Origin of the sequence: Rhizobium sp. IY2, assembly GCF_047532935.1 — a bacterium.
Classification (GTDB): domain Bacteria; phylum Pseudomonadota; class Alphaproteobacteria; order Rhizobiales; family Rhizobiaceae; genus Rhizobium; species Rhizobium anhuiense.
This window is the reverse complement of the sequence record NZ_JBLKNU010000001.1, coordinates 838,899-865,125: the sequence shown is the minus strand read 5'-3', so window position 1 is coordinate 865,125 and position 26,227 is coordinate 838,899. Positions and strand designations below refer to the sequence as shown.

Here is a 26,227-nt window from a genome sequence, read left to right as displayed (position 1 = left end):
CTGCCGCTACTCGCGCACGACATATGTGTGGAATTTGATCCGCCCCTCGACCCGCTCCTGGAACACGCCTTGGACCTCGTAGTTGAAACCCGGAAACCGGTTGAAGGATTCCTCGAAGGCGAGGAAATAGTCGCGCATGGGTCGTGCTCGGTCGTCCCAGCGCTCTCCCGGCACGATCACGCCGATGCCGGGCGGATAGATCAGCGCCAGCGTTGCCGAAATGCGGCCGGCGGCTTCCGTCAACGACACATAGTCGACATTGTTGGCGACCAGCGCTTCATAGGCCTGCTTGGGAGCGATGGCCGGCTCCGGGAAGCTCTCCGAGCGGAAGCAGAGACGCTGCAATTCCTTGACGCCGGCATCGCGATAAAAGGTATGCATTTCGCGGCAGACCTGGCGGACCGTATAGCCGGCATAACGCTCGCGATTGGCCGCAAAGACCGTCGGCAGCACCTCCTGCAGCGGCGCGTCGCGATCCCAGAGATTCTTGAACTTGACGAGTTTGGCGACGAGCGTGTTCAGCTTGCTCTCGTCTTCGGCTGGAGTGAGCAGGAAAAGCAGGCTGTTGAGGTCGCATTTTTCGGCGACGACCCGCTGCTCGCGCAGATAGTTGGCGACGACGGTCGCCGGGATACCGAACTCGCGATATTCACCGGTCTTGCGGTCGATGCCGGGCGTCAGCAGCGTAAGCTTGTTCGGATCGACCATCGTGTAATCAGGCGCATATCCGGCATAACCGTGCCACTTCGCCTGTGGATCGAAACGCCAGCATTGCTGCTCGCGCTTGAGCACATCCGTGGACACATCTTCCCACCGTACGGCTTCGAGGTCGGTGGTATGTTTTGAGCCCGAAATGGTGACCTTGTCCGGCACGAAGGGATCGAAGAACCATTGCTCTTCCGTGCCTGCGGCTTTGGACTCGTAGTGCTCGACGAAACCGCGCAGCTTCTTGCGCACCTCGATCCCCAGTTCGATGCAGCGGTCCCAGAGCATCTCGCCCGCCTTGCCCTCATGCACCTTGGCGTTGACGTCAAGCGAGGCGAAGAGCGGATAGAAGGGAGAGGTCGAAACATGCATCAGCAGCGATTCGTTGAAACGCTTGTGTTCGACGAACCGGCGCTGGCCGCTGATATGTTCGTCCCGCTTGTGGATCTGCGATGCCTGCGAGAAGCCGGCGCCCTGCTTGTGCACGGATTGGGTGGAGAACAGGCCAGGCATGTCCGCCCGCAGGTCTTTCAGGCGCATCGGGCTGTGGCCCTCGAAGAGCGGATGAAAGGCGTTGTAGCCGATCCAAGCCTCGTCCCAGAGCACGTAGTCGCAGAGATGACCGATCTTCTCCATGACCTGCCGGACATTGTAAATCGTGCCGTCATAAGTCGCGAGCTGGATGCAGGCCAGGCGGAAAGGCCTCTCCGCCTGCGCGCGGCTCTTGTCGGTGACAAGCGGATGTTCCTCGATCTTTCGCCGCAGCCAGCTCTCGTCCCAGGCCGCCCAGTCGACCGCGCCGATCATGCCGAAGGAATTGCGGGCGGTCGGCAGATAGATCGGGATGGCGCCCGCCTGAACCAGCGCGCCCTGATGCAGGGATTTGTGATTGTTGCGGTCGAAGAGCACGAGATCGCCGCTGCGCAGCACCGCGTTGGCGACCACCTTGTTGGAGGTGCTTGTTCCGTTCAGGATGAAGTAGGTGCGGTCCGCGCCGAAGATGCGCGCAGCCTGCTTCTGTGCTTCGACGGCGGGGCCTTCATGGATCAGGAGGTCGCCGAGATCGACGTCCGCATTGCAGAGATCGTTGCGGAAAATGCTTTCGCCGAAATATTTGAAGAAGAGCTGGCCGGCCGGTGATTTTCGATAGAACTGGCCGCCCTGATGTCCAGGGCAATCGAAGGCGATATTGGCCTCGCCGTCATAGGCCATCATGCCGCCGAAAAACGGCGGCAGCAGCGACTTGCCGTAATTGACCGCGCTGGAAACGATCTGCTTGGCATAGAAGGTCGGCGTCTGCTGGCCGAGATAGACGAAGCCATCCACCTCGCCGGCCATCTCGATGACATCCATATCCGCAATCGTCAGCGTATCCGCCATTGCCCAGATCGGCGTGCGAAAACCGATATCCCTGACCGAGCGAAGAAAGTTACGTGCCGCCGGCAGCTTGCCGCCCTCGACCGAGCCGATATAGGCGCCGACGTCAGCATCCTCAGATACATCAGCGGAATAGTCGTGGCGCAGCTCCACCTGGAAACCCTGGGCGGTGATCTGCGCCACCAGTTCCTGGGCCTGAGAATTGTCGCGGTCGATGACGGCCACGATCTTCAGCATCTTGTGAAACGGTATGGCGACCGTCGGAGACTTCACATCGCGCGGGATCATTCCTGCCCCTCCTCTGCAATGCAATCGACAAGATAGCGGCGACCGCCGTCACCGGGCAAGAATCGAAGGCCGTGGATATCCGTCTCGAAACCGGGGAACTTCCGGTCGAAATCACGGGCGTAAAGCAGATAGTCCTGAATGGATTTCGTCGACTGGGTGATCCGCTCGCCCGGCATGATCAGCGGGATACCCGGCGGATAGGGTACGATCATCACGGCGAGGATGCGGTTCATGAGATTGTCGATCTCGACGCTCTCGATCCGCCCCTTGACCAGCCGGTCATAGGCGTCGGCGGGACGCAACGCCATTTCGGGCAAGACGGTGTACATCTCGCGCTGCGCCTTCGGCACATCGTCCTTGCGGTAGATCGCATGGATCTGTTCGCAGAGGTCTTTGAGCCCCATGCCGCCATAGGCTTCCGGATGGGATGCAGCGAGTGCCGGCAGCGCGCGGGTCAATGGCGCATTGGCGTCATAGAGATCCTTGAAATTCAGGAGCTCGGTGACGAGCGTGCTCCACTTGCCGCGCGTGATGCCCATCGAGAAAAGCACCAGGAAGGAATAGAGGCCGGTCTTTTCGATTTCTATGCGTCGGGAGGACAGGAACTTGGTGATGACGGCCGCCGGTATCCCATGCTCGTCCATCGCTCCGCTTGCCGACAGGCCCGGCGACAGAATGGTGACTTTGATCGGGTCGACCATGACGTGGTTTTCGGCAAGGCCGGTAAACCCATGCCAGGCATCATCCGGCTTCAGAACCCAGTCGGCATGGATATCGGTCGGCGTCTGCTCGGCGACCGTCGGCTCCCAGACGTCAAACCACCAGCTGCCTTCCGTCTGTTGCCTCATCGTGTTCATCGCCCGGCGGAAGCTGATCGCCTCGTCGATCATCTCCTGGACGAGCGCGCGTCCCGCCGGTTGCTCCATCATCGCTGCGGCGACATCGCAGGAGGCGATGATGCCGTATTGCGGCGAGGTGGAGGTGTGCATCATGAAGGCTTCGTTGAAGCGGGTGACGTCGAGCCGCGTGGTCTCGGCATGCTGGATGTGGATCATCGAGGCCTGCGAGAACGCGGCCAGAAGCTTGTGCGTCGATTGCGTGGCAAAAGTGATGGCGGTTTTCGAACGCGCCGGCTTCGTAGACGAAATCCCGTGGAAGCCATCGTAGAATTCGTGGAAATTGGCATAGGCGTACCAGGCCTCGTCGAAATGCAGCACTTCGACTGCGTCGCCGAGCGATGCCTTGATCGCATCGACATTGTAGCACAGCCCGTCATAGGTCGAGTTGGTGATAACCATCAACCGGACCTTGCCGCTCGTCTGCCCGGCAAAGGGGCTTGCGGCAATCTTGCGAGCAATCGATTCCGGGGTGAACTGATCCTTCGAGATCGGGCCGATGATGCCGAGCCCGTTGCGCGACGGCGTGAGATAGATGGGAGTTGCGCCCGTCATGATTAGCGAGTGCAGGATCGACTTGTGGCAGTTGCGGTCGCACAGCACCAGATCGCCGCGCCCCACCATGCCATGCCATACGATCTTGTTTGCCGTCGACGTGCCGCCGACCACAAATAGGGTCTCGTCGGTGCCGAAGATGCGTGCGGCATTGCGCTCGCCCTCGGCGATCGGCCCGACGTGATCCAGCAGCGAACCAACGCTGCCGACCGATACGGAGATATCGGATCGCAGCGTGTTTTCACCGAAGAAAGTATAGAAGAGCTGGCCGACGGGGCTCTTGCGGAAAGCGACACCACCCCCATGGCCGGGCGTATGCCAGGAATAGGCGCCCTCGAGGGTGTAGTCCATCAGCGCCTTGAACATCGGCGGCGGCAGCCGGTCGAGATAGTTGCGCGCAGCCTGCGCTATGGCGCGCGCCATGAATTCCGCCGTATCCTCGAACAGCCGGAAGAAGGCGTTGGCGTGGCGAAGCACCCCGGCCGGGACGTCTTCCGCGGTCGTTTCGTCGCCGAAGAGGAAAATCGGCAGGCGGTCGTTCCTCTGCCGCTTGGCGGCCAATACCTCTCCCAACAGCTGCCAGCGCGTGGTCTTGTCCTCGCTCCCGTCGACGGATACCAGCCAGCAGGATTCGGTGTTGAAGATATGCACGAGGCGCCGCGCATCCTCGTAGGAAACGCCGGAGACGATCCGGAAGCCTTCCTTTTCGATTGCGGCCGCCAGATCGCGCATGCCGCGTCCTGCGGCGCTCTTGCCATCAAAGTCTTCGTCGATAACGGCTATCGGAAATGCCATCTGGAATTCCATGCGTTCCTCCGGAAACCGAGGGTCAAAGGCCGTGGCCGCTCTGCAGCGACGCGTATCTCAGCTGGAGGGATCGTACATGACGGGTGATGCACCGTCGTTGATTGCAATCAACCTGAGGCAAAGGATTTCGATATCGATGGGAACGCTGACGTCGCCTATTCCGCCTATTCCGCCCATTCCGCGTCGGCCGTGAAGGCGATCGTCAGCCAGCGATTGGCGCTCTCGTCTCCGATCGAGGCCCCTATCTCGTCGCGGAGTGCGTCCCATTCCTCTACCGTCTTTGCCGGAAGCCCTTCCGGTACGATGAAGTAGAGTTCGATCTGCATTGCGCGGCCGACCCGGGCGACATAGGCGCGGTGCGAAAGGAAGCCGAGGCGGCGAACCGTTTCCGAGGCGACGCGGTCGACATGCTCCTGGAGATCGACAGGGGCGATCAGCAGGATCTCGCTCAACGCCTTCCGGACAGTGCCGATCGGAAGCGGGATCATGACTAGGCAGACCAGCGCCAGAACCGCGGGATCCATATAGCTGGCGACCCATGCGACGGGCGTCGCCTGCACAGCCATGCCGATCAGAAATGCAATCAGCAGCGCTAACGCGATGCCGCCGGACATGATCCACGCCTTGATGTCGAGCGAGATGAAATCGGATTTGATGCCGGCATTCAGCCTGATGCCTAGGAAAGCCATGGCAGCGCAGACAAATAGGGTCGCCGCGGAATAGGCGACCGCCATGCCGAATTGCAGTTCGTGGCCGCCGTTCAGGATGCTGATGATCGCGCTGATCAGTGCATAGACGGCGACCGTCATCAGCAGGCAGCCATTGAGCATCAGCACGATGGGCTCCAGATGCCAGAAGCCCATGGTAAAGCGGTTTCGGATTCTGCCCGACTGCGCGTCGCTCTGGGTCGATTGTATGATGAGGCTGGAAACCCAGAGCGCAAGTCCGGTCATCGCCGCATCGGCCAGCGAATAAACGCCGTCGAAGGCGATGGAGAACGATCCGGAAAGGATGCCGAAAACCACGCCGAGCGTAGCGACCACAACCGTCGCCGCGATCGAGATCCTGAGAAATCCCTGCTCGCCTAACATCATTGTCCCCGCCTCCGACACCTTTCGTTCCAATCGTTTTATGCTGGTCGTGAAGGTGAGACGAGGTGTGAGACGGAATGGGCCCGCTTTTTTCATTGCCGGCCGCAGCCGCGCCATGGCAACCAGCCAATCATGCGGTGGGCGCGCAGGGAAGGCCGCGCGGCTGCCCCAGCCTGAAATTTACCCGGCACAAATGCCGCTCATTTTGTATAGAAGGTCATATTGCCGTTGCGCGCCCGCGAGACCCATTCGATGTCGTTCGCGGTAAGCTTCTTGGCCTTGAGCTGGGCCGCAAGCCATTTGTTCGCGCGAATTGCGTCTCTGATGGCTTTGACATGTTCTTCACTTCCCTGCTTAGGGTGAGAACCTGTCTCCGAAAAATCCGCCATCCTGTAGCTAACGATCGTGAATCGTCTGTCGTGATAGGTTCTCACCGCCTCGGGCAGATTTTCGCTCCAGTTCATTCTCCGATATTCGCGTCGATTCTGCTGGGCCTCGACCGGAGCAATTCCGGCGGCGGCAGTGAATACGGCAAGTCCAATGATCATGGCCATCTTCATCGCTCTTACTCCCGAGAACTAAATGACGTTCGGTGTCGAAGATAGCTCATGCACCGACGCCAAGCATTGAGTACGATCAATGCTGTTCAAGCAGGTACATTGCCGATGGCCCGCATATTTTCTGATGCTTTCAGACCGTCGCCCACTACGCATTGAACCGGATTGCGGCATCTGTTCTTTGGGAGGAAGATTGCGTCCGGGAACAGATGTCCGAGGCGATATCGGCGTCGGAAAGGATGTTTATCGGGAGGGGACCATGACAACGTCGCCAAATGGCAAGAGCCTCGGACTTGCTGCCTGCACCGCCATCGTGGTGGGAAACATGGTGGGGTCGGGCTTTTATCTTTCGCCGGCCGCAGTCGCGCCCTATGGCAACCTTGCGATTATCGTCTGGATCGTCATGGGCGCCGGCGCGATCTGCCTCGGCCTCACCTTTGCGCGCCTGGCGCGCCTCGTGCCCGCTGTCGGCGGCCCCTATGCATATACGAGGCTCGCCTATGGCGATTTCGCCGGCTTCCTGATTGCCTGGGGCTACTGGATTTCCATCTGGACGTCGCTGCCGGTCATCGCCATTGCCTTTGCCGGCGTCATGGTCGATCTCTTCCCTGCTCTCGGCAACCGCTTCGCCGCGACCGTGCTGACGCTTGGCGTGATCTGGGCGATCGTGCTCGTCAATCTTCGCGGCGTCCATGCGGCGGGTGTCTTCGCGCAGGTCACCACCTATGCCAAGCTGCTTCCCTTCGGCGCCGTCGCCATCATCGGCCTTCTCTTCATCGACACCTCGCATTTCTCCGAATTCAATCCGAGCGGACAATCGCTGCTGCAGTCGGTCGCAACGCTGGCGCCGCTGACGATGTTTGCCTATCTGGGGCTGGAATCGGCGACCGTGCCTGCAGGCGATGTCGAGAATGCCGAGCGCACCATCCCCCGTTCGACCGTGCTTGGGATCTCGATCGCCGCCGCCCTCTATGTCCTGGGCACCATTGTCGTGATGGGCCTCCTGCCGCGCGAACAGCTCGTTCGCTCGGTTGCGCCATTCTCCCAGGCCGCGGGGATCATGTGGGGACGGCCCGGCGAGCTGGCGATCTCGATTGCCGTGCTGCTCTCCTCGATCGGCGCTCTCAACGGCTGGACTCTGCTGATGGGGCAAGTCCCGATGGCTGCTGCCCGGGACGGGCTGTTTCCGCCGCTTTTTGCGCGGCTCTCCGCGCGCGGCGTGCCGGCATGGGGCATGATCATCTCAGCCTCGTTCGCAACGCTTTTGGTGCTTGTCCAGGCGATCGGCTCCGAAGGTTTCGCGGCGGCCTACCGGCTCATGGTCGGTCTGAGCACCATGGCCGCCGTCATTCCCTATGCCTTCTGCTCGCTTGCCGGAACCCTCGTTGCTGGTGCCGCCCATGGGCGAATGCCACGGGTGAGCGCAATCGAGATCATCGCCTTCGTCTTTGCAATCTTCACCCTCTACGGCTCCGGCGCCGAACCGGTGCTATACGGCCTCGTGCTGTTGATGCTCGGCATCCCGGTCTATGTCTGGCAAAAACGAAATGCGACTGGCGCCACAGACAAGGAGACGGCAGCAGGGGGCGCGATACCGCGCCCCCTGCCCTCTCAGGATAAGTTTGCTTGAAAGATCGGGCGGTCAGCTGTGCCAGCTCAGGCCGGCAAAATTTTCATTGATGATCGTTCCGCGTTCGCCGCGCACCATTCCCGCAATGTCGGCAAGCGATCCGATGGCCGCGGTCTTGCCACCGGCCCGCGCAAAATGGCAGGCGGCATCGATTTTCGGGCCCATCGACCCGGCCGGGAAGGAAAACTGCTTGAAATCGTCGGGACGGGCCTGATGGATCGCCTTCTGGGACGGCTTGCCCCAATCGGTGTAGACGGCCTCGGCATCCGTCGCCATGATCAGGAGATCGGCTCGGAGCTCGCGCGCCAGCAGCTCCGAGCACAGATCCTTGTCGATCACCGCTTCGACACCGATCAGCTTCCGGTCGTGGCCCTTTTCGTACATTGTCGGAATGCCGCCGCCACCCGCACAGATGACGATGGTGCGCTGTTCCAGCAGCCATCGGACCGGGCGGATCTCGAAGATGCGTTTGGGCGCCGGCGAGGCGACGACACGCCGCCATTTTTCGCCATCCTGCTTGAAAACCCAGCCCTTTTCCTTGGCGATCCGGTCAGCCTCGGCTTTCTCATAGACGGGGCCGACGAACTTCGTGGGGTTCTGGAAGCCCGGATCGGCGGCATCGACCTCCACCATGGTCAGCAGCGTGGCCAAAGGTTGCTCGAACGGCAAGAGATTGCCGAGTTCCTGTTCCAGCATGTAACCGATCATGCCCTCGGTCTCGGCGCCGAGAACATCGAGCGGATAGGCTTCCTCGGGTTTGTAGGCCGCCCCCTGCAGCGCAAGCAGCCCCACCTGCGGCCCGTTGCCGTGGGTGACGACGATCTCATGTTCGGCCGCCAATGGCGCGATCGCCTCAGCCGCGACGCGCGCGTTCCGTCTCTGGGTATCGGCGGTCATGGCTTCCCCACGCCGCAGAAGCGCATTGCCGCCAAGCGCAATCACCACACGCATGTCAATCTCCCAGGGTCGCGACAAGCAGGGCCTTGATCGTGTGCAGACGGTTCTCCGCCTGCTCGAAGGCGACATTGGCCTCGGACTCGAAGACGTCGTTGGTAACTTCAAGTCCATTGTCCATGCCGTAATCTTCGGCGATCTGTTTGCCGAGCGTGGTTTCGGTGTCGTGGAATGCCGGCAGGCAATGCATGAACTTGGTCTGCGGATTGCCGGTCGCCTTCATCAGTTCCTGATTGACCTGATAGGGCGTGAGCAGCTTGATGCGTTCGCGCCAGACCTCCTTCGGCTCGCCCATCGAGACCCAGACGTCCGTATGAATGAAATCGACGTCTTTGACCGCCTCCTTCGGATCTTCGGTGACCAGCAGGCGCGCGCCCGAGGCCTGCTGAAGATCCCTGGCGATCTTCATATATTCTTCCGAAGGCCACAGCGATCTCGGGCCGCAGATACGCACGTCCATGCCGAGCAGGCAGCCGACGATCAACAGCGAATGCCCCATGTTCGAGCGGGTGTCGCCGACATAGGCATATTTGATCTGGGCGACCGGTTTGTCGCTATGTTCGCGCATGGTCATGACGTCGGCAATCATCTGCGTCGGATGATATTCGTCCGTCAGGCCGTTATAGACGGGCACGCCGGCGTAACGTGCCAGCGTCTCAACGCCCTTCTGCGCCGAGCCGCGATATTCGATGGCATCATACATGCGGCCGAGCACTCGCGCCGTATCCTTGAAGGATTCCTTATGCCCGATCTGCGAGCCGGACGGATCGAGATAGGTGACGTTGGCGCCCTGATCCGAGCAGGCGACTTCGAAGGCGCACCTCGTTCGCGTCGAGGTTTTCTCGAAAATCAGGCAGATCTCCTTGCCTTTCAGGTGTTCCTGCTCGGTGCGGGCATATTTGGCCCGCTTCAGATCGCGGGCGAGATCGAGGAGGTAACGGAATTCCCGCGGTGTATAGTCCTGCACGGTCAGAAGCGATCGATTGCGCAGATTGAAGCTCATGGTCTTGCTCCGTCAGCCTGTTTCGTGGATGGAAACGTCAGTAAGCGGGGTCGCGCCAGATGGGACATGTCATGCAGTGCCCGCCACCGCGGCCACGGCCGAGTTCGGCGCCGCGAATGGTGACGACCTCGATCCCCGCCTTCCGCAGAAGCGTATTCGTGTAGGTGTTGCGGTCGTAGGCGATGACGACGCCGGGCTCGAGCGCGACGACATTGTTGCCGTCATCCCATTGTTCGCGCTCGGCCTGGTAGGAATTGCCGCCGGTTTCGACGGTGCGCAATCGCGGCAAGTCGAGCGCCTCGCTGACGACATCGAGCATTGGTCGAGTTTCAGGATGAATCTCGAATGTGCCGTCGTCGTCTTTCGGATACATGCTGTAGCAGCGGACCTGGTCGACGACCTCGGCAAACAGCGTGACGACATCGCGATCGCAAAAGCTGAAAACGGTATCCAGGTGCATTGCCGCACGGCTCTTCGGCATCAGGCAGCCGATCACCCTCTTCGCGGCCTTGCTCCTGAACAGCGCCTGCGCCACCTGACCGACGGCCTGATAGGTCGTACGCTCGCCCATGCCGATCAGGACGGTGCCGTTGCCGATCGGCATGACGTCGCCTCCCTCCATCGAGGCGTTGGCGAACTGATTGTCTGAATCGCCCCACCAGATCTGGAAATCACCGCCGAGGAAGATCGGATGAAACTTGTAGATCGCACGCTGGATCAGCGTTTCGGCGCGTCTTGCCGGCCAGAACATCGGGTTGCAGGTCACGCCGCCGTAGATCCAGCAAGAGGGGTCGCGCTGGAACAGGGTGTTCGGAATCGGCGGGATGACGAAATCCGTCTCCGGCAAGGCGCTGAGCATCAGCGACTTCGCCTTGACCTCAGGCAGGTCGGAGATTGCGATGCCGCCGATCATGAATGCGGCAAGCTGCGTGGGGGGCATTTCGTCAAGCCACGGTCGCATTGCCTCGGCGATCTGCGAGCCGAGCACATTCGGAGTAATGCGCCGGTCCAATACGAAATCGCGCGCCTGTTTGTTGGCAAGCGCCTGGCCGAGCAAGTCGTGGAGCTCGAGAACTTCAACGCCCCGTTCCTGCATCTTCAGCACAAAATCAAAATGATCTTTCTGAGCCTCATGTACCCATAGGACATCGTCAAAAAGCAGATCATGGCAGTTAGCAGGTGTCAGTCGCTGATGAGCCAACGACGGTCTGCAAACCATGACGGTTCTCAATTTCCCGACCTCCGAGTGAACCCCGAAACCACGCATGTGGTCCTCCTTCCGGCTTTCCAGATCGCGGCCGCGTCGGCCGTCCTTCGAAAAGCAGACTATTTCGGCCCGATCGGTCGTGTCATTGATCGCAGACAATCCACGGCACAGTATGTTGCGGTCCTTCCGCTGCTTTGGGGCGAGAGGTCATTGAAGACCCGGAACATCGCAGCGATGGATTTGCCATAGGCGCCAATGGGTGGGATGAATGTCGAGCGCGTCGCCGGTCACCGCATTGATCCAGCCGTCGGGGAGACGCTGGCAGGGGAAAACCAGGGCATGCACGCCTTCGTCGTCGATGACGGCGAGCTCTATATCTTGTTCGAATGGAGCTTCGACTGGCAATCGCCACATTACCAAACCCTCCCGACGATCCACCGGGTCAACCGGACACGAGGTTGTCATTCCGGCACACCAATCATCCAACCGGCAGGTTTTGGCCTGACCGGCGATCAGCCGGCAAGTGTGGGTCTTGTCTGCGGAAATAGATCCGACGAGCTTTGGCCATCGCTCGATCGCCGATATTCCTTGCGGCTCGCCCGCCCACGGGCGGCCCGGCCACTTGCCCGCTGTTTCTCACCATAGTGGAACAATGAGACGGAGGCATTGAGCCGGATCAATGGTGACGAAGTCGGACGACGCGCTATGGGTTTGCGCCGAAGGTTCGCGGAGCAAGACCAATAGAGGCTACGCGATACTACACGGATTACCCGCCCAATGGTGGTATTGTGACCTCATTCTGGAGGAAAGACGGTCCATGGGCCAAGACTTCTCAATGGACGGAGGAGACCATCATGTCCATCAAGATGGCGCCGCCGCGCGTCGTCGCCGAAGCCAGTTCCACCGTCGCAGTCGTCGCAGGACAAGTCCGATCCGGGACGTCGCAGGTGGTGTCTCACGAGCCGGTGCGCGCCTTGCGCGAAGGAAACGACGGGCTGCGGATGGACTGGATCCGGCAACTCCACGAACACATGCCGGACGCCGTGTTTTTTATCGATGGCCGCCATAGAATTTCCGGCTGCAACAAGGCTGCGGTTGCCATGTTCGGTTATGAAGAGCGTGAATTGATGGGCCGAAAGATCGGCCTCGTCTGGCATCCGACGCCGAATGTTCGATTGAATGGGCGCTGGGCAGACCACGGGGCGGTGCGTGCCGGTCTGGCGATCACCAAGAGCGGAGTTCAATTTCCGACCGCACTTACCATTATCAGGAAGGATGATGAAAAAGGCGTCTTCACTGCGGCGATTTTTGAGGACTTTCGAACCGAACGCGAGACCTTGCAGCAAGTTCAGGAGCTGCAGCAAGAGATTGCCCGGCTTGCAAGAATGACTGAGCTGGGGGAGATGGCGTCCACTCTTGCCCATGAGCTTTCCCAGCCGCTGTCGTCTATCGCGGCCTATTCAGAGGGGTGCGGGCGCCTTGTCATGGGCAAGCGTCGCCGGCGCGGTGAAGAGCTTCACGAAGCGCTGCTGGAAATTACGCAGCAAGCGCTCTGGGCAGGAAGTATCGTCCAGAACGTGAGAGAATTCGTCGAGCGTGGCGCTTCCGAGAGGAAACCGGAGGCGATGCACGAACTGATCCATAGGGCGACAAGGATCGCACTCATTGGGTCGCGGCGAAAAGACCTTCACACCGACTTTCGGCTCGAAGCAGTGAAGAACACCATCCTTGGAAACCGCGTTCAGATCGTGCAAGTGCTCACGAACCTCGTTCGCAACGCCTTGGAGGCGACCGAGTGTGTCGAGCAGCCCTTGATTACGATCCGGACAAAAGACAATTCCTCGTATGTCATTGTCGACGTGTCCGACAATGGCTGCGGGATTGCAGCCGAAATGGAAGAGTCGTTGTTTCGTCCTTTCGTGACCGGCAAGCCGCATGGCCTTGGCATGGGCTTGGCATTGTCCAAGCGCATTGTCGAGGCGCATGGAGGCCGAATAGGCGCGCGTAGAAGAACAGAGAATGGTTCAGTCTTCTCGTTCTCGCTTCCGCTGGTGGAGACAGAAATCGATGACGAACGACCTTACGATCCATCTCGTCGATGACGAGGAGGTATTGAGACGATCTTTGACATTCTTGCTGGTATCGGCAGGGTTTGCCGTGCGAGCACATAGTTGCGCAAAAGCATTTCTGGATATTCTGCCGCTTTCGGGCCGAAACTGCCTTGTGACGGATCTGCGCATGCCTGATGTCAACGGCATCGAATTGCTCCAACGTCTGCGCCGGTTCGGCGTAGACGTTCCGGCGATCGTCATTACCGGCCAGGGCGATATCGCTGCAGCCGTTCAGGCGATGAAGGCGGGAGCGTCGGATTTCCTCGAAAAGCCTCTCAGGGAGGAAGCACTGATCGCGGCGATCAATCTGGCTATGGGACAAAGGCGTCCAGGCAGCGCAATCGCCGATTCCGAAAGCGTCGCGGCACGAGTTCGTCAGCTCACGGACCGCGAACATCAGGTTCTGATCGGCGTGCTCGATGGTCTGCAGAACAAGATGATCGCCTATCATCTCGGCATCAGCTCGCGCACGGTGGAGGTCCACCGCGCCAATGTCATGGCCAAGATGGGAGCTCGCAATCTTGCAGAGCTCATGCGCATGGCCATCGCCATCGACGCGGTCGAGCAGTCGACCGAAACCGGACGGATCTCACCGGCCAACACCTGGCCAGCCTGCGCGCGATAATTCGAAAAGCGGTGCTTGCAACTGGACGCTCCTCAGATATGATGCTTTAGAAGACGCTTATATAATTGCGTGATCTTGTCGTAGGGGCGATCATGAGAAACGCAACAAAGATCGATGTATTCAGCAGTCTTGGACCGACGGCTGAGGAAATCTGCCGGCAAGTCGAGCGAATTCTCGCAAGTGAAGAATTTCACGCGCCGAAGCGCGGGCGAAATTTTTTGGAATTTGTTGTCAGCGAGACGCTCGCTGGTCGATCAGGTTTCCTGAAGGCATTTACCATCGCAAATATGGTTTTTGGTCGGGAAGCGTCATTCGACCCGCAGAATGATCCAGTCGTCAGGATCGAGGCGGGCCGAATACGAAAGGCCCTGGAACGTTATTATCTCGTCGCAGGCCAGGCGGATGACGTCATTATTACGGTGCCGAAAGGCGGATACGTGCCGCATTTCGAATATACCCGCGACGCGCCAATGCCGGCTCGGCCCGAAAAAGACCCGGAAAATCCGCGGATCGGAGAATTTGCTGATCAAGATCATTCACCTCATGAGGCGCGCCGTCCGCCGCCGATTGCTCGTGGCCTCGGAACCGGTCTGCTGGCCATTCTTCTTCTTCTCGCCCTTGCATCGGCATTTCTTGTGGCGGGAAGTGCCCCGATCAGACCATTACCGACGCATAAACATACCTCCCCGCCGACGGTAGCTGTCGAGGTTTTTGCAGAGAGCAACTCCGTCGATTCCAATTCGGATATCGCCCGCGGCCTGAGAGACGATGTTATCGGCCAGCTTGCCCAGCTCGAAGACATCGTCGTGGTCGCCGATCCGCCGCCGGGTGATCATGCCGCTGCTGCCGACTACGCGCTTCAGGGCAACGTCCAGACGGATGGAAGCCGGTTGCGCTCCGTTGCCAGGCTGGTGCGTCGGGCAGACGGGGCCGTCATCTGGGCCAATAATTTCGATGCCGATCTTCGCGCTCAGAACAAGCTCTGGATTCAAACAAATGTTGCCCGGCAAATCGCCGGTGCGATAGCGCAGCCCCACGGCGCCATCTTTCAGGCCGAAACAGCCATGATCGCGCAGGCGGCGCAGAAGGCAGACCAGGATGCCCGTGCCTGTATCCCGGCCTACTATAGCTATCTCCAGGCGATGACTTCGCAAAGTCATGGCGCGGTGCGCGAGTGCCTGCAACAGGCTATCCGGCGCACCCCCGATAATGCGACGTCATGGGCGCTCTTGTCCCTGGTCTATCTTGACGAAATCAGATTTCGCTACAGGCTCGGCACACCATCTTCGGCCAAGCCCCTCGAATTGGCAACGGCTTCGGCGCAGCGGGCGGAATCGCTGGCGCCGGATAATCCCCGCGTGCTTCGCGCCGTTATGCTGGTGAACTTCTTCCGTGGAGATATCGACAAGGCGCTGGCGGCCGGGACGGCGGCCTATGGCGCAGATCCCGACGATGTGGAAGTTGCGGGCGAGTACGGCTTGCGATTGGCGATGTCGGGCAAATGGCAATCGGGTTGCGAGTTGATATCGATCGCGCTTGACAAAAATGCCGGCCCCAGTGGCTATTACGAGGCGGGTATGGCGATGTGCGCATTTATGAGAGGCGATATCGAAGCGGCAGAACAATGGTCGCGAATATCGGATCTCGACGGCAACCCCATGCGCCGCCTTGCCTTGCTGTCCATTCTCGGAGCCGCGGGGAAGATGGAGGACGCCAAGTTGGAGCAGGATTGGCTCCAGTCCCACGCGCCGGCATTGATGACGAACATCCGCCAGGAGGTTTCGCTGCGCTTGCAGCGCCCGGCGGATCAGGAAAGGTTCTTTGCCGGCCTGCGCGCCGCAGGGGTGGCCGTCGACCTGCCATCGGGAGGATAATGGCACGAACGATCCGGGTGGACGGTCCCGCCGGCGATGGGAAGGCGGTCGCTTGCTATGCGGCTATGGAATCGGATCTGCGCCGCTCAGTTTCTGGTTGCTTGAAATTTCCATAACGATTTGAGCGGCAATTTCGTCCTCGACATCGAGAATGGTTTGATCGCGCAACTCGCGATCATATTGATTTGCCCAGACGACCGTGCCGTCGGCGCCGTTGATCAGGCGGACATGCAGATGCAGGACTGTGCCCTCGACAAGGATGCTTCCCTGCAGATTGAACAGCGAGCCGGTCGTCTCCATCCCGGATCGATCGGGAGCAAGCACGACGAGGTTGTCCACTTTCATGAGCTTGGCGATCAGCTGATCGGCCAGCCCCTTGGCAAAATCCGCGCCGCGCGCAGTACCGCCGAGGGCTGCGAAGGGTTCGACAACAATCCTGGTTTTGCTTTTCAACGTCGAGACGGCAGCCGGCGGCGTTTTCGGCGGCGACAGGTAGGATTCGAGCGGGCGGATGAGGGCGAGTACCGCCATTGCGCCGAAGAGCGCGGGAATGCCGATCGGCAGGAGAAGATCGCGATATCGCATCGATCGCTGATGCCCGGGATGGCGGTGCCTGTTCTCCCGATTTGGCGCATCGGCGGCCTCGACGTTCGAGGTGTCTTCATCGCTTGAAAAATGTGGAGCATAGCCCCCTTTGGGAATGGTGATTTGTATCGGGTCGCTGCTTCCGCAGACGAGATAGTATCGTTCAAGGGCGCGACGGATCCGCCCGGCTTCGATACGGACAACCGGATCGTTCTGTGCATCGAAGGAGGCATCGCGGCCGAACACGGCCTGTGCAATCGTAAAAGCCTTGAGCTGTCCGGCGTGGCCTTCAAGCGTCTCTTCCACAATATATTGCAGGAAGCGGCGCCCGCGTTCAGGCGCAAGAAATTCCGGGCTTGCGAGTATACGATCAAGCTGCGCGCGAACGCTTTCGGTATCTTGACGTGCCTGGCTGCCCCCTCCCTCTTCCGGTGCCATCTAGACCTCCCGCGATACCGCCGTATCACTCTCAAGGGGTGGAAGCATTATACACCCATCGGCGGTCGCGTGCTTCCGTAGCAATACGTAAGGGGTATCTCGAATACCGAGGCACGCAGCGATTGCTTATGCTGAACGCGGATGGGGGACGACGCACATGTTCCAGGGTCACGCGATCGGAAAATACACAACGGTTCCCGGCCACCACCATGGAACGGTTTCCGCGACAGCCAAAGATCAGTCGATCAAACTCAGCGCCGACGAAACGATCTACAGCGAAGGCGAATATGCCCTTGCCATCTACCAGGTCGAAGCAGGCGCCGTGCGGATTTACCGCCTGACGTCGAGCGGCCAGCGGCATATCCTATCCTTCTGCGGCAAGGGCGAATGGTTCGGGCTCGAAAACGGGAATGTCCGGACCGATTTTGCAGAGGCCATTTGCGAAACGCGCGTAAGGCCGTTTCGCACCAATCAGGACGCGGTCGTCCCCATCGATCTTTTGCACATTGCCCTGACGAACCTGGCAAAGGCGCAATGCAAACAACTCATCATCAGCGAGCAAAGCGCCTTGAAGCGCCTTGCAGCCTTCGTTCAGGAGATGGCCGACCGCCATCCCGAGGATCCGGAATTCGATATGATGATGTCTCGCAGCGATATTGCCGACTATCTCGGGCTGACGGTCGAAACGGTTGCCCGCTCTTTTACGAAGCTCCGGGAGAAACGCATCCTTCGTCTTGCCGGCAAATCACAACGGATTGTACGGCTTCTCGATCGCGATGCGCTCGTCGCCTTGACGATTTAGCAATGCAGAGTGTGACAGCGTCCTTTGCGGATCTGACGACACGCGCGGCGCTGCAGGCCACGATAGAGGGATTGAACCATGACACATGCGTCCCGCCGAAAATCGAACACATTGACCAAAAGAGTCCTTGCCGGCCTGATCGCCGCCCCGGCTCTGGCGGCAGTTTTTCCACTGCACGCCGTCCATGCCGAGGATGATCCCTTCTCTCAGTTTCCGTTGGTCATCCATTGCAAGTACAACGAGACCTACCATGCCTTTTACATATCGCGTGTCTCGCAAGACGGCGTGGCGACCTATGTCGCATCCGACCGGATCGCCGGCACGATCACGCTCGATGGACAGGCAAAGGCGATCGGCGGTGCCGGCGGCGGCAGCTGTGTCGGCAAGACGCTGGTGGAGCTTCGTGCGTCGCAGCAGGCCTATGATCTGAAACCTTAGAGCCTTGCACTTGCCTTGGCCGGCGAGGTCACTTTGCCGGCGTCGCCGCGTTTGCCGCCTGCTTCGCAAGGATCGCTTGAGCGGCCGCCGCGCCGCCGCCCTTGTCGTCGCCTCCGACTTGCACCGTTGGCTGCGCGAATGCGATGCCGTTTGCCAGGAACAGCTCGCGAATCTTGGCATAGGCCTTGCGGCGGATATAGGTCTGCATGCCCGGAACCGTGGTCATGGCGAAGCTCAACACGATGCCGTAGTCACCGAACTGCTCGACGCCCTTCATTTTCAGCGGCTCGATGAAGTGTTGGCAGAGTTCCGGATCTTCCATCAGATCGGCTCCGACCTTCTTGGTCAGCTTGCGCGCCTTGTCTATGTCGGTATCGAATCCGACGGTGATCCTGAACTTGTCGATCACCCAGTCCCGGCTCATGTTCTCGACGGCACCCAATTCGCTGAACGGCACCGTGAACACCGGGCCGCGATGATGGCGCAAACGCACCGAGCGCAGGCTGAAGCTCTCCACCGTCCCCTTGTAGTCCTTGGCCTGGATGTATTCACCCACACGGAAGGCGTCGTCGAGCATGTAGAAGACACCGTTGATCACGTCTTTGACCAAAGTCTGCGAGCCGAAACCGATGGCGACCCCGAAGATGCCCGCTCCGGCGATCAGCGGTCCGATCTGCACACCCAATTGCGCCAGCACGATCAGCCCCGCCATGACCGCGACAGCAACGGCCAATGCATTGCGAAGTATCGGGAGAAGTGTCCGAAACCGCGCGCGTCGGGCTGCGTCGGCCGGCGCAAGCGATGTCGTGCTGGTCGATACACGCAGCGTTCGATCGATCCAGCCCCGCGCCACTTGCCAAAGAAGGTCGGCGACCACGAGGATCAGGACGCTCTTCAGGCCGCCGTAAAACAGAGCCGCGATCATCGGGTCGCGCCGACCCAGCGTGTCTGGATTGAGACGCCAGACAAGCGCCAGCCATCCCACGGCGAGCGCGATAACTGCGGCGCGCGCACCGCGGGCGACCAGGATACCGCGCAGGCTGCCGGGATCGCTGGTGAAGGACAGCGCCATGCGGCCGACGGCATTCAGGACCGCCGGCAATATCAGCGCGTAGATGCCGATCCAGAACAGGCCCTTCATATTGAGGCACCAGACGAGCCACAGGACGACGAGGAAAGCCGTTAGCGCCGCCTTCCAGGCGCGGCTTCCTTCCCAGATCGACCACACGGCCTCGATGGCAAAAAGCAGCCCAATCACGGAGAAGCAGTAGCTGATTGCGTCGCTGGCTTCAGGGGAAACGCCGAGCGGCTCGCCGACGGCTGCTGTCGCGCTCGCAAAGCTGATGAGCCCGAACAGGATCAATAGCCTCATCCGCAGCGACGAGCCCATCGCTACCGCGGACAGGAGTGCAGCCGCCAATCGAAACAGGATGAAAGCCGAGAGATAGGCAAGGAGCGTCACTCGCGCGAGCGGCGGCCATTCGACCGCGAAAAAGACGATGCCCATCGCGCCGGCGAATATGCCGACTGGGATAAGCCGGCCAAACAATGCCTCGCGACGTGCGGCGAACCTGCGATACACCGCCTCGGCGGCGAGACCAAAGGCGACCAGACCGCCGAATATGACGAATACCGGCGCATAGCCTCTGTCGGCAGCTTCGCGCCTTGCTCTCGTTGCCGCCGCCGTCACCTCTGCCGGAATCGCCGGGATCGCCGCCAGAATCGCGTTCACACGCCCCCGCACGCCGGCCTCCCACCTGGCCAAGGCCGAATGGCCGGCCGGTGAAACGGATGGCGCGGATCCGCTCTCCTGCTTGCGGCTATCGAGCCAGACTTTCACCTCGGGATCCTGCAGCAGGCGCACGAGTTCGTCGATCTTCTGCTGAGGGCTTACCGGTGGCGTTTGCGCCAAAGCGCTCAATGCGAAGAAAAAGGCGGCGGTGAAGGAAAGCAGCCATTTCAACCTGAGACTCCTCATTGCGTCAGCGTCTGTTGTTTCAGGTCACCGTCGAGCGTCTCGTTGGCGGATCGTGGCGGCCTCCTCCGCGTGACGGGCTGCTCGATGATCGCAACCGGCGCCGCGACGGCGGTGGCCGCTACAGTGCCGATATTTGCCACCGTGCCGCCGACGACAGCTGTAATGCCCTGGCCCAGCGTGATCTTGGAATCGGTAAGGGTCTGGCCGGTCATAAGGCGCTGGCCGATGAGTTGGACAATCTCGGGACTTTCCGCAAATTTGCCGTGATTGAGCTTGTCGTTGGTCTTCACCTTCGTCAGATCGATGGCGGTGATGCCGGCCTTTTCCAGTTTCGAGCGGTAGGGCTCTTCAGCAGGGTTGATCGCACCGAGACGGGATACACGTCCGGTGAGAAAGCTGGAGACTGCAAGAGCCTTGTCATCCTGGGAGACGAAGATCGTGAATTTCGGGCGCGGTTCGCCCATCTCCACATATTGTTTGGCGAAGACCTGAATGTCGATGTCGGGCGAGGCCAGGATGACATTGTGGATTTTCGAATTGACGTGACCGTCACGTATCCCCATCTGCCGCAGGGATTCCATGGCAAGCCAGGTCCCCATAGAGTGGGCCATGACGGTGATGTCCTTGACGTTGGGATCGGCCGCCAGCGTGCGAAGCGCCTGCTCCAGCGCCGTGCGCGAATAGTTCGTACTTTCCTTGTCGTACTGGTAGGCAGTGATTTCCGCTCGTGACGGCCAGGTGAACAGGACGGGCGTCGCCTGCATCTTGCTGTCGTGCACGATCTGCGCCAGCCGGAAGACGGAATCCTCATAGGTGTTGTTGAAGCCATGAATGAAGACGAGTGCATGCCCGCCGTTCACGTGCTGTCGGAACCAGACGCGGCCTTGCGCGACGGTGTCGATCTGCTGAACGTTCGTCACGGCAAAGTCGGTGGCGGGATCGGGGGGAAGGCGTTTAGGCCACTGAACCGTGCCGGCTTCACGCTTTGCCGGGATTGAAATGGAGATCTGGGTCAGATGTGGCTTGGAACTGCGCTCGCCGTTGAAGAGTGTGGCCGGGCTTCCGGAAGGCTCGCGCGTGGTCGCAACCAGCATGTCGACCCTTGATGTTGGCGGCGTCGATGAAATTGAAACGGGTGTCATCACGCCGCCCGGATGCCCGCAACTCGTTAGAAGAAGAAAAAGAGCCACGCTACGCTTTGCCATTCACGCATCCAGCAATCGCCCAGGAGGAGGCTTCGGAGCCGGAATACTAGCAGCTGGGTCGCAGCGGCGCCTGTAGCATCACGTAATATCTGTATGCTTTGAAAGCGATCGTTGCGCAGGCATGGATAGGAGTCACGTCCCGCACAGGCCGTCCGAGCGCAGCGAAAGAAAGCAGGCTTTGGCGACAGGTGTCGGATATAGCATAGCTTACGGCTATCCGACCGGAAGATCGTGTCCGGCACGATCTGGCTGCTGCGGGGCAGACTTCTTCCCGAGCCCGCCGCGGGTCGACCGTAAACAGATCATCGCGCTCTGGAGCTCTGGAGCTGCTTCAGGGCGCACAACATTTCAAGAAAAGATCGGCCGGCAAGCCTTTAGGCTGCACAAACCCTACTTCCCCTCATGCAACGAAAACACCAATGTCGCCTTGGTGCCGTCATGCCCGGGATCATAAGCGAAATCCGATTTCAAACTCGCGGCCATGGCCGTCAGAATGCGCGTGCCGAGGCCGGTTCCTCTGGCCGGGCTCGACGGGTCGAAACCGGCGCCGTCATCCTCGACGATGACGCGCAATGTCTCGTCCGTTTGGTCGACGAGGACGCGGATCTCGCCCGGCACGCTATCCGGATAGGCATATTTGAAGGCATTGGTGACAAGCTCGCTGACGATCAGCCCGAGCGTGATCACCTTGTCGGTCGCCAGGTTGACCGGCTCAGCAGTGAGCACGATGCGGTGTGGCCGCTTGTCGTCGCGCATCGAGGCTTCGAGTTCGGTGAGCAGGCTGTTCAGATATTCGTCGACCTGCACCGAGCCGACCTGCCGGTTGGTGTAGAGCCGGCGGTGCACGCTGGCGATGGCGTTGATGCGCATCTGCGTTTCATGCAGCGCATCGATCGCCACCTGGTCCTTGGTCATCGAAGACTGCATGCGGATTAGCGCGCCGACCAGGCCGAGGCTGTTGGCGATCCGGTGGTTGACTTCGGTAAGCAGCATCTCGGCAAGGTCGCGCTGCTGGCGGATCACCTCCTGAGCCTGCGCTGTTTCGCGGCGAAAACGCGCCCGCTCCAGCGCCTGTTCGAGGGCAGCGGCCAGCAGGTCGAAATAATCGGCTGAGATCTCCTTGAGCATGTAGTCATCGGCGCCGGCCTTCAGCGCCGCAACCGCGATGCTGGTATCGTCCGAACCCGTCGCATAGATGACCGGCGGATGATCCGGCATCGCCGTAATGCAGGGCAAAATGTCGAGGCCGGTCTCGTCAGCCAGGACATGATCGAGCACGACGGCATCGATACCGCCTTCGCCGAGTCTCGCAAGGCCGGCAGCGCCATTCTCAGCCCACTCCACCGAAAAGCCGCGCCGGAGCAGGTTCTTCTGCATCAGCAGGGCAAGCTCCTCGTCGTCGTCGATATAGAGGATGTGGATCAGGGCATCCGCATCGCCGCTAGAATTGCTCATTCCGTCTCCCGGCGTTCTCTCTGAGCGACGAACGCCCGCAAGCGTCCGAGTCGTCCGCATGGCAATGTCGTATTGCATTGACCGCCTGGGGTAAACAGCGGTTATCCCTCGCTCTTGTCGCAGGCGACGCGGAAGAAGGATGTCGGGCAGCCGGCATTTTCAGATCATGACCCTGGCCTGGGGAAGATCCCATGGAAGCCGATGAAAGAGGTTGGGAAACGAGAACCCTGAAGTAAGATCCATAAACGCCGAGTGGCCCGATTGGTTCCGCAGGCCAAGCTAATTTTTCTGGAATTTCCGATGGCCGGATACTTCGGCCCCCGCCTCCACCGGCAATTGCAGGAAGCGTAGCGACGAGACGATGCCGATCGCGCCGACCACGACGAAAGCCCAGCGAAAATCGGCAAGAACGGGATTGTCGGCGCCCCTGAGCGCCGAGGCGATATTGAGCACGGCCGCCGCCACCGCCACGCCGAGCAGCATCGACACCTGCTGCAGCATGCTCGACAGCGTCGAGGCCGAGCTTCGCTGCGCCGGGCCGATATCGGCAAAAGCCAGCGTGTTCAGCGCGGTGAATTCCATCGACCGCGACAGGCCGGCGAGAAAAAGTAGCGCATGGATGAAAAACGGCGGCGTCGCCGGCGAAAGGAAGCCGCAGCCGACAATCGAAAGCGCCGCGATCAACCCATTGACCCCGAGCACGGTGCGGAAGCCGAAGAACCGCAGCAGCGGCGTCGTCACCGCCTTCATGCTGAAATTGCCGAGGAAATAGACGAGCAGATAGGTGCCGGCGGCAATCGAGCTCAGTCCGAAGCCGAGCTGGAACAGCAGAGGCAGTAGGAACGGCGTCGCGTTGATGGCCATCCGGCAGGCCGTGCCCGCCGACAGCGTCGACATCGAAAAGGTCTGGATGCGGAAGGCCGAAAGGTCGAGCAGTGGATTGTCGACGGCGAGAAAATGCCGAGTCGCCATGACCGAAAGCACGATGCCCGCCGCCAGCATTGAAATGATCGGCAAGAGACCGCCGTCCCGTTTGACCGAAAGCTCCAACGCGGCAAGCAGGAAGGTCAGTCCCGCAGCGCTGAGGACGAAGCCCACCAGATCCAGCCGGCCGGGATTGCTCTCGCGCTGCTCCGGCACGAAGCGTAGCACCAGCGCCATGCCGAGAATGCCGATCGGGATGTTGATGAGGAAGTTCCAGTGCCAACTGGCATAGGTGGTGATGAAGCCGCCGAGCACCGGGCCGATCACCGGCGCCGTCAGCGCCGGCCAGGTGATCAGCGCGATCGCCTGCACCAGTTCCGACTTGCGGGCATTCTTGAGCACGATGATGCGCCCGACCGGCGTCATCAGCGCACTGCCCGCCCCCTGGACGGCGCGCCACAGCACGAATTCCGCAAGGCTGCCGGAGAGCCCGCAGAACAGCGAGGCGCCGGTAAAAACGGCAATCGACATCAGGAAGATACGGCGCGCGCCGAACCGATCGCCGAGCCAGCCCGACAGCGGAATGAAAGCGGCCATCGTCAGCATGTAGACGGTGATGCCGATGCTCATCGACACCGGCTGCACGCCGAAGCTTGCCGCCATCTGCGGCAGCGAGGTGGTGACGATCGTGCCGTCGAGGATCTGCATGAAGAAGGAAACGGCAACGACCAGCGCCACGATTTTCGCCTGGCGGCTGCTCGCCGCCTCTTGCCCGTTCTCGCTCGTCTCTGCCGTGGTCATCGATCTGCCAATGAAAATTCCGGATGACGCGGCAGGGAAACGGGAAGGAAGCCGATCGGAGAGCTGTCGCGCGGAGGCGCGCGGACATGGAAAGCCGCGCACTGGCTGAATACGCCCGTTGCAGCCGGCCGGAAAGGCTAAATCTCGCACTGCGCAGGAATATTCCCGATAGGGCCGGACGGCGGCCGACATCGATCCCCAGAAAGGATTCAAGAAAAAGGCCCCGCCGAAGCGAGGCCAAGCCTGATCCGCTCCGGGGAAAAACAGGAGCGGCGCACAATCCATATCGGGCGATCGATGTCGCAGCGAGGCCAGATGTCGCTGCTTTGGTACGCTTGCGGAGAAATTTCCCGATTTCGCGGAAAAGATTGCGCCCAGAAAGTCGCTGTCGGGTGGGCGCGACAGCTGTGCACTGCAGCAACGATTGCCGCTTGCAATGTTTATAAAAATAGTTTTCACTAAACATATTGCTAAACATGATGATTGAGGAGTTCATGTGAGCATTTTCTGAAACGGGTGAACATGCGACGCCGGCGGGGAGCCGGCCCTTGGTTCTGGGAGGAACTTATGCAGAAAACATCGAAAGCCCTTTTGGGGCTGGCCACGGCATTCGTCATGTCGTCGGCATTGCCCAATCTCGCCAAAGCCGATGAACTGACGCTGTGCTGGGCCGCCTGGGACCCCGCCAATGCGCTCGTCGAGCTGTCGAAGGATTTCACCGCCAAAACCGGCACGCAGATGAAGTTCGAATTCGTTCCGTGGACGAGTTATGCCGACCGCTTCCTCAACGAACTGAACTCCCATGGCAAGCTCTGCGATCTCATCATCGGTGACAGCCAGTGGATCGGCGGATCGGCCGAGAACGGCCACTACGTCAAGCTCAACGACTTCTTCGACAAGGAAGGCATCAAGATGGATGACTTCGTGCCGGCGACGGTCGTCGGCTACTCGGAATGGCCGAAGAACACCCCGAACTACTGGGCACTGCCCGCCATGGGCGACGTCGTCGGTTGGACCTACCGCAAGGACTGGTTCGAGAAGCCGGAACTGCAGAAGGAATTCAAGGCAAAATACGGTTGGGATCTCGCAGCGCCGAAGACCTACGATCAGCTGAAGCAGATCGCCGAATTCTTCCAGAAGCGTGAAATCGACGGCAAGACCGTCTATGGCGCCTCGATTTATACCGAACGCGGCTCCGAAGGCATTACCATGGGCGTGACCAACGTCCTCTATGACTGGGGCTTCCAGTACGACAATCCGAAGAAACCCTATGACATGGAAGGCTTCGTCAACTCGGACGACGCGGTCAAGGGCCTCGAATTCTACAAGTCCCTCTATGATTGCTGCACCCCGCCCGGCAGCTCGAACGTCTACATGGTCGAATCCGCCGATGCCTTCAAATCCGGCCAGGTCGCCATGCAGATGAACTTCGCCTTCACCTGGCCCGGCCTCTATAAGGACGAAAAGGTCGGCGGCGACAGGATCGGCTTCTTCCCAAATCCAGCTGAAAAGGAGCATTTCGCCCAGCTCGGCGGCCAGGGCATCTCGGTGGTCTCCTACTCCGACAAGCGCGACGCCGCCCTGCAGTATATCAAGTGGTTCGCCCAGCCTGATGTGCAGGCCAAATGGTGGGAACTCGGCGGCTTTTCCTGCCTGAACTCCGTCGTCAACGCGCCAAGCTTTGCCAAGAGCCAGCCCTATGCCCAGGCCTTCCTGGACTCGATGGCGATCGTCAAGGACTTCTGGGCTGAGCCGAGCTACGCCTCACTGCTGCAGGCCATGCAGAAACGCGTCCACAACTACGTGGTCGCCGGCAACGGCACCGCCAAGGAAGCGCTGGACGGTCTGGTGAAGGATTGGGGCGACGTCTTCAAGGACGACGGCAAGATCTAGCGCGTGGCATCACTGTTGCGTGTCATCC

General features: G+C 60.2%; 20 protein-coding genes. 7 read left to right on the top strand and 13 right to left on the bottom strand.

The window, feature by feature from the left end; translation table 11 throughout:
* Nucleotides 1-6: 6 nt before the first annotated feature.
* The 4 genes from speC to ACMUVN_RS04185 form a co-directional block, all read right to left on the bottom strand.
* Nucleotides 7-2,370 (bottom strand): ornithine decarboxylase, encoded by a 2,364-nt coding sequence (gene speC / locus ACMUVN_RS04200; protein WP_132572113.1) that lies wholly within the window; start codon nucleotides 2,368-2,370, stop codon nucleotides 7-9.
* Nucleotides 2,367-4,628: an Orn/Lys/Arg decarboxylase N-terminal domain-containing protein gene (locus ACMUVN_RS04195; RefSeq protein ID WP_028757845.1), complete on the bottom strand. Its 2,262-nt coding sequence runs from the start codon at nucleotides 4,626-4,628 to the stop codon at nucleotides 2,367-2,369. Before ACMUVN_RS04195 ends, speC begins: the two co-directional genes overlap by 4 nt.
* 164 nt (nucleotides 4,629-4,792) lie before the next feature.
* Entirely contained in the window at nucleotides 4,793-5,719 is a 927-nt protein-coding gene (locus ACMUVN_RS04190) for a cation transporter (RefSeq protein ID WP_132573291.1), read from the bottom strand.
* A 200-nt stretch (nucleotides 5,720-5,919) separates the two neighbouring features.
* Nucleotides 5,920-6,279 carry a hypothetical protein gene (locus ACMUVN_RS04185; protein ID WP_244604781.1) on the bottom strand — a complete coding sequence of 120 codons (360 nt, stop codon included), beginning with the start codon at nucleotides 6,277-6,279 and terminating at the stop codon, nucleotides 5,920-5,922.
* A 256-nt stretch (nucleotides 6,280-6,535) separates the two neighbouring features.
* On the opposite strand from ACMUVN_RS04185, the gene ACMUVN_RS04180 reads away from it, so the two are divergent.
* The gene (locus ACMUVN_RS04180) at nucleotides 6,536-7,906 is read left to right on the top strand and encodes an amino acid permease (RefSeq protein WP_132572119.1); all 1,371 of its coding nucleotides are present in this window, start codon (nucleotides 6,536-6,538) and stop codon (nucleotides 7,904-7,906) included.
* A gap of 12 nt (nucleotides 7,907-7,918) precedes the next feature.
* Here ACMUVN_RS04180 and arcC read toward each other — a convergent pair whose 3' ends face one another.
* The 4 genes from arcC to ACMUVN_RS04160 all read right to left on the bottom strand — a co-directional run bounded on the left by arcC (nucleotide 7,919) and on the right by ACMUVN_RS04160 (nucleotide 11,484).
* Entirely contained in the window at nucleotides 7,919-8,857 is a 939-nt protein-coding gene (gene arcC / locus ACMUVN_RS04175; RefSeq protein ID WP_028755963.1) for a carbamate kinase, read from the bottom strand.
* Between the two features lies 1 nt (nucleotide 8,858).
* Nucleotides 8,859-9,863, bottom strand: a complete 1,005-nt coding sequence (locus tag ACMUVN_RS04170) for an ornithine carbamoyltransferase (protein WP_028755964.1) — start codon at nucleotides 9,861-9,863, stop codon at nucleotides 8,859-8,861.
* A gap of 37 nt (nucleotides 9,864-9,900) precedes the next feature.
* Entirely contained in the window at nucleotides 9,901-11,130 is a 1,230-nt protein-coding gene (gene arcA, locus ACMUVN_RS04165; RefSeq protein ID WP_047611664.1) for an arginine deiminase, read from the bottom strand.
* A gap of 147 nt (nucleotides 11,131-11,277) precedes the next feature.
* A complete protein-coding gene (locus ACMUVN_RS04160; RefSeq protein WP_028755968.1) occupies nucleotides 11,278-11,484 on the bottom strand; it encodes a hypothetical protein in 207 nt (68 codons plus the stop codon).
* Nucleotides 11,485-11,924: 440 nt separating this feature from the next.
* Here ACMUVN_RS04160 and ACMUVN_RS04155 point away from each other — a divergent pair, with 440 nt between their 5' ends.
* The 3 genes from ACMUVN_RS04155 to ACMUVN_RS04145 all read left to right on the top strand — a co-directional run bounded on the left by ACMUVN_RS04155 (nucleotide 11,925) and on the right by ACMUVN_RS04145 (nucleotide 15,680).
* Entirely contained in the window at nucleotides 11,925-13,172 is a 1,248-nt protein-coding gene (locus tag ACMUVN_RS04155) for a sensor histidine kinase (RefSeq protein WP_414814888.1), read from the top strand.
* Complete coding sequence (locus tag ACMUVN_RS04150; protein ID WP_132572125.1) at nucleotides 13,138-13,806, top strand: response regulator; 669 nt, start codon at nucleotides 13,138-13,140, stop codon at nucleotides 13,804-13,806. Before ACMUVN_RS04155 ends, ACMUVN_RS04150 begins: the two co-directional genes overlap by 35 nt.
* 92 nt (nucleotides 13,807-13,898) lie before the next feature.
* The gene (locus ACMUVN_RS04145) at nucleotides 13,899-15,680 is read left to right on the top strand and encodes a hypothetical protein (RefSeq protein WP_183907443.1); all 1,782 of its coding nucleotides are present in this window, start codon (nucleotides 13,899-13,901) and stop codon (nucleotides 15,678-15,680) included.
* Between the two features lie 63 nt (nucleotides 15,681-15,743).
* Here the strand turns inward: ACMUVN_RS04145 and ACMUVN_RS04140 are convergent, their stop codons facing one another.
* The gene (locus ACMUVN_RS04140; RefSeq protein ID WP_028755965.1) at nucleotides 15,744-16,703 is read right to left on the bottom strand and encodes a membrane protein; all 960 of its coding nucleotides are present in this window, start codon (nucleotides 16,701-16,703) and stop codon (nucleotides 15,744-15,746) included.
* A gap of 157 nt (nucleotides 16,704-16,860) precedes the next feature.
* Between ACMUVN_RS04140 and ACMUVN_RS04135 the strand changes: the two genes are divergently transcribed.
* Nucleotides 16,861-17,505, top strand: coding sequence for a helix-turn-helix domain-containing protein (locus ACMUVN_RS04135; protein ID WP_028757836.1), 645 nt, complete (start codon nucleotides 16,861-16,863; stop codon nucleotides 17,503-17,505).
* A gap of 78 nt (nucleotides 17,506-17,583) precedes the next feature.
* Nucleotides 17,584-17,943 carry a hypothetical protein gene (locus ACMUVN_RS04130; protein WP_132572131.1) on the top strand — a complete coding sequence of 120 codons (360 nt, stop codon included), beginning with the start codon at nucleotides 17,584-17,586 and terminating at the stop codon, nucleotides 17,941-17,943.
* 28 nt (nucleotides 17,944-17,971) lie between these two features.
* On the opposite strand, the gene ACMUVN_RS04125 is transcribed toward ACMUVN_RS04130, so the two are convergent.
* The 4 genes from ACMUVN_RS04125 to ACMUVN_RS04110 form a co-directional block, all read right to left on the bottom strand.
* On the bottom strand, nucleotides 17,972-19,906 hold the full coding sequence (locus tag ACMUVN_RS04125) for a mechanosensitive ion channel family protein (RefSeq protein WP_414814887.1): 1,935 nt from the start codon (nucleotides 19,904-19,906) through the stop codon (nucleotides 17,972-17,974).
* Between the two features lie 11 nt (nucleotides 19,907-19,917).
* Nucleotides 19,918-21,126 (bottom strand): alpha/beta hydrolase, encoded by a 1,209-nt coding sequence (locus ACMUVN_RS04120; RefSeq protein WP_127430341.1) that lies wholly within the window; start codon nucleotides 21,124-21,126, stop codon nucleotides 19,918-19,920.
* A gap of 390 nt (nucleotides 21,127-21,516) precedes the next feature.
* Nucleotides 21,517-22,581 carry a sensor histidine kinase gene (locus ACMUVN_RS04115; RefSeq protein WP_132572137.1) on the bottom strand — a complete coding sequence of 355 codons (1,065 nt, stop codon included), beginning with the start codon at nucleotides 22,579-22,581 and terminating at the stop codon, nucleotides 21,517-21,519.
* Between the two features lie 279 nt (nucleotides 22,582-22,860).
* A complete protein-coding gene (locus ACMUVN_RS04110; RefSeq protein ID WP_132573293.1) occupies nucleotides 22,861-24,306 on the bottom strand; it encodes an MFS transporter in 1,446 nt (481 codons plus the stop codon).
* A 567-nt stretch (nucleotides 24,307-24,873) separates the two neighbouring features.
* Here ACMUVN_RS04110 and ACMUVN_RS04105 point away from each other — a divergent pair.
* Nucleotides 24,874-26,199 carry an ABC transporter substrate-binding protein gene (locus ACMUVN_RS04105; RefSeq protein ID WP_063475100.1) on the top strand — a complete coding sequence of 442 codons (1,326 nt, stop codon included), beginning with the start codon at nucleotides 24,874-24,876 and terminating at the stop codon, nucleotides 26,197-26,199.
* Nucleotides 26,200-26,227 lie beyond the last annotated feature (28 nt).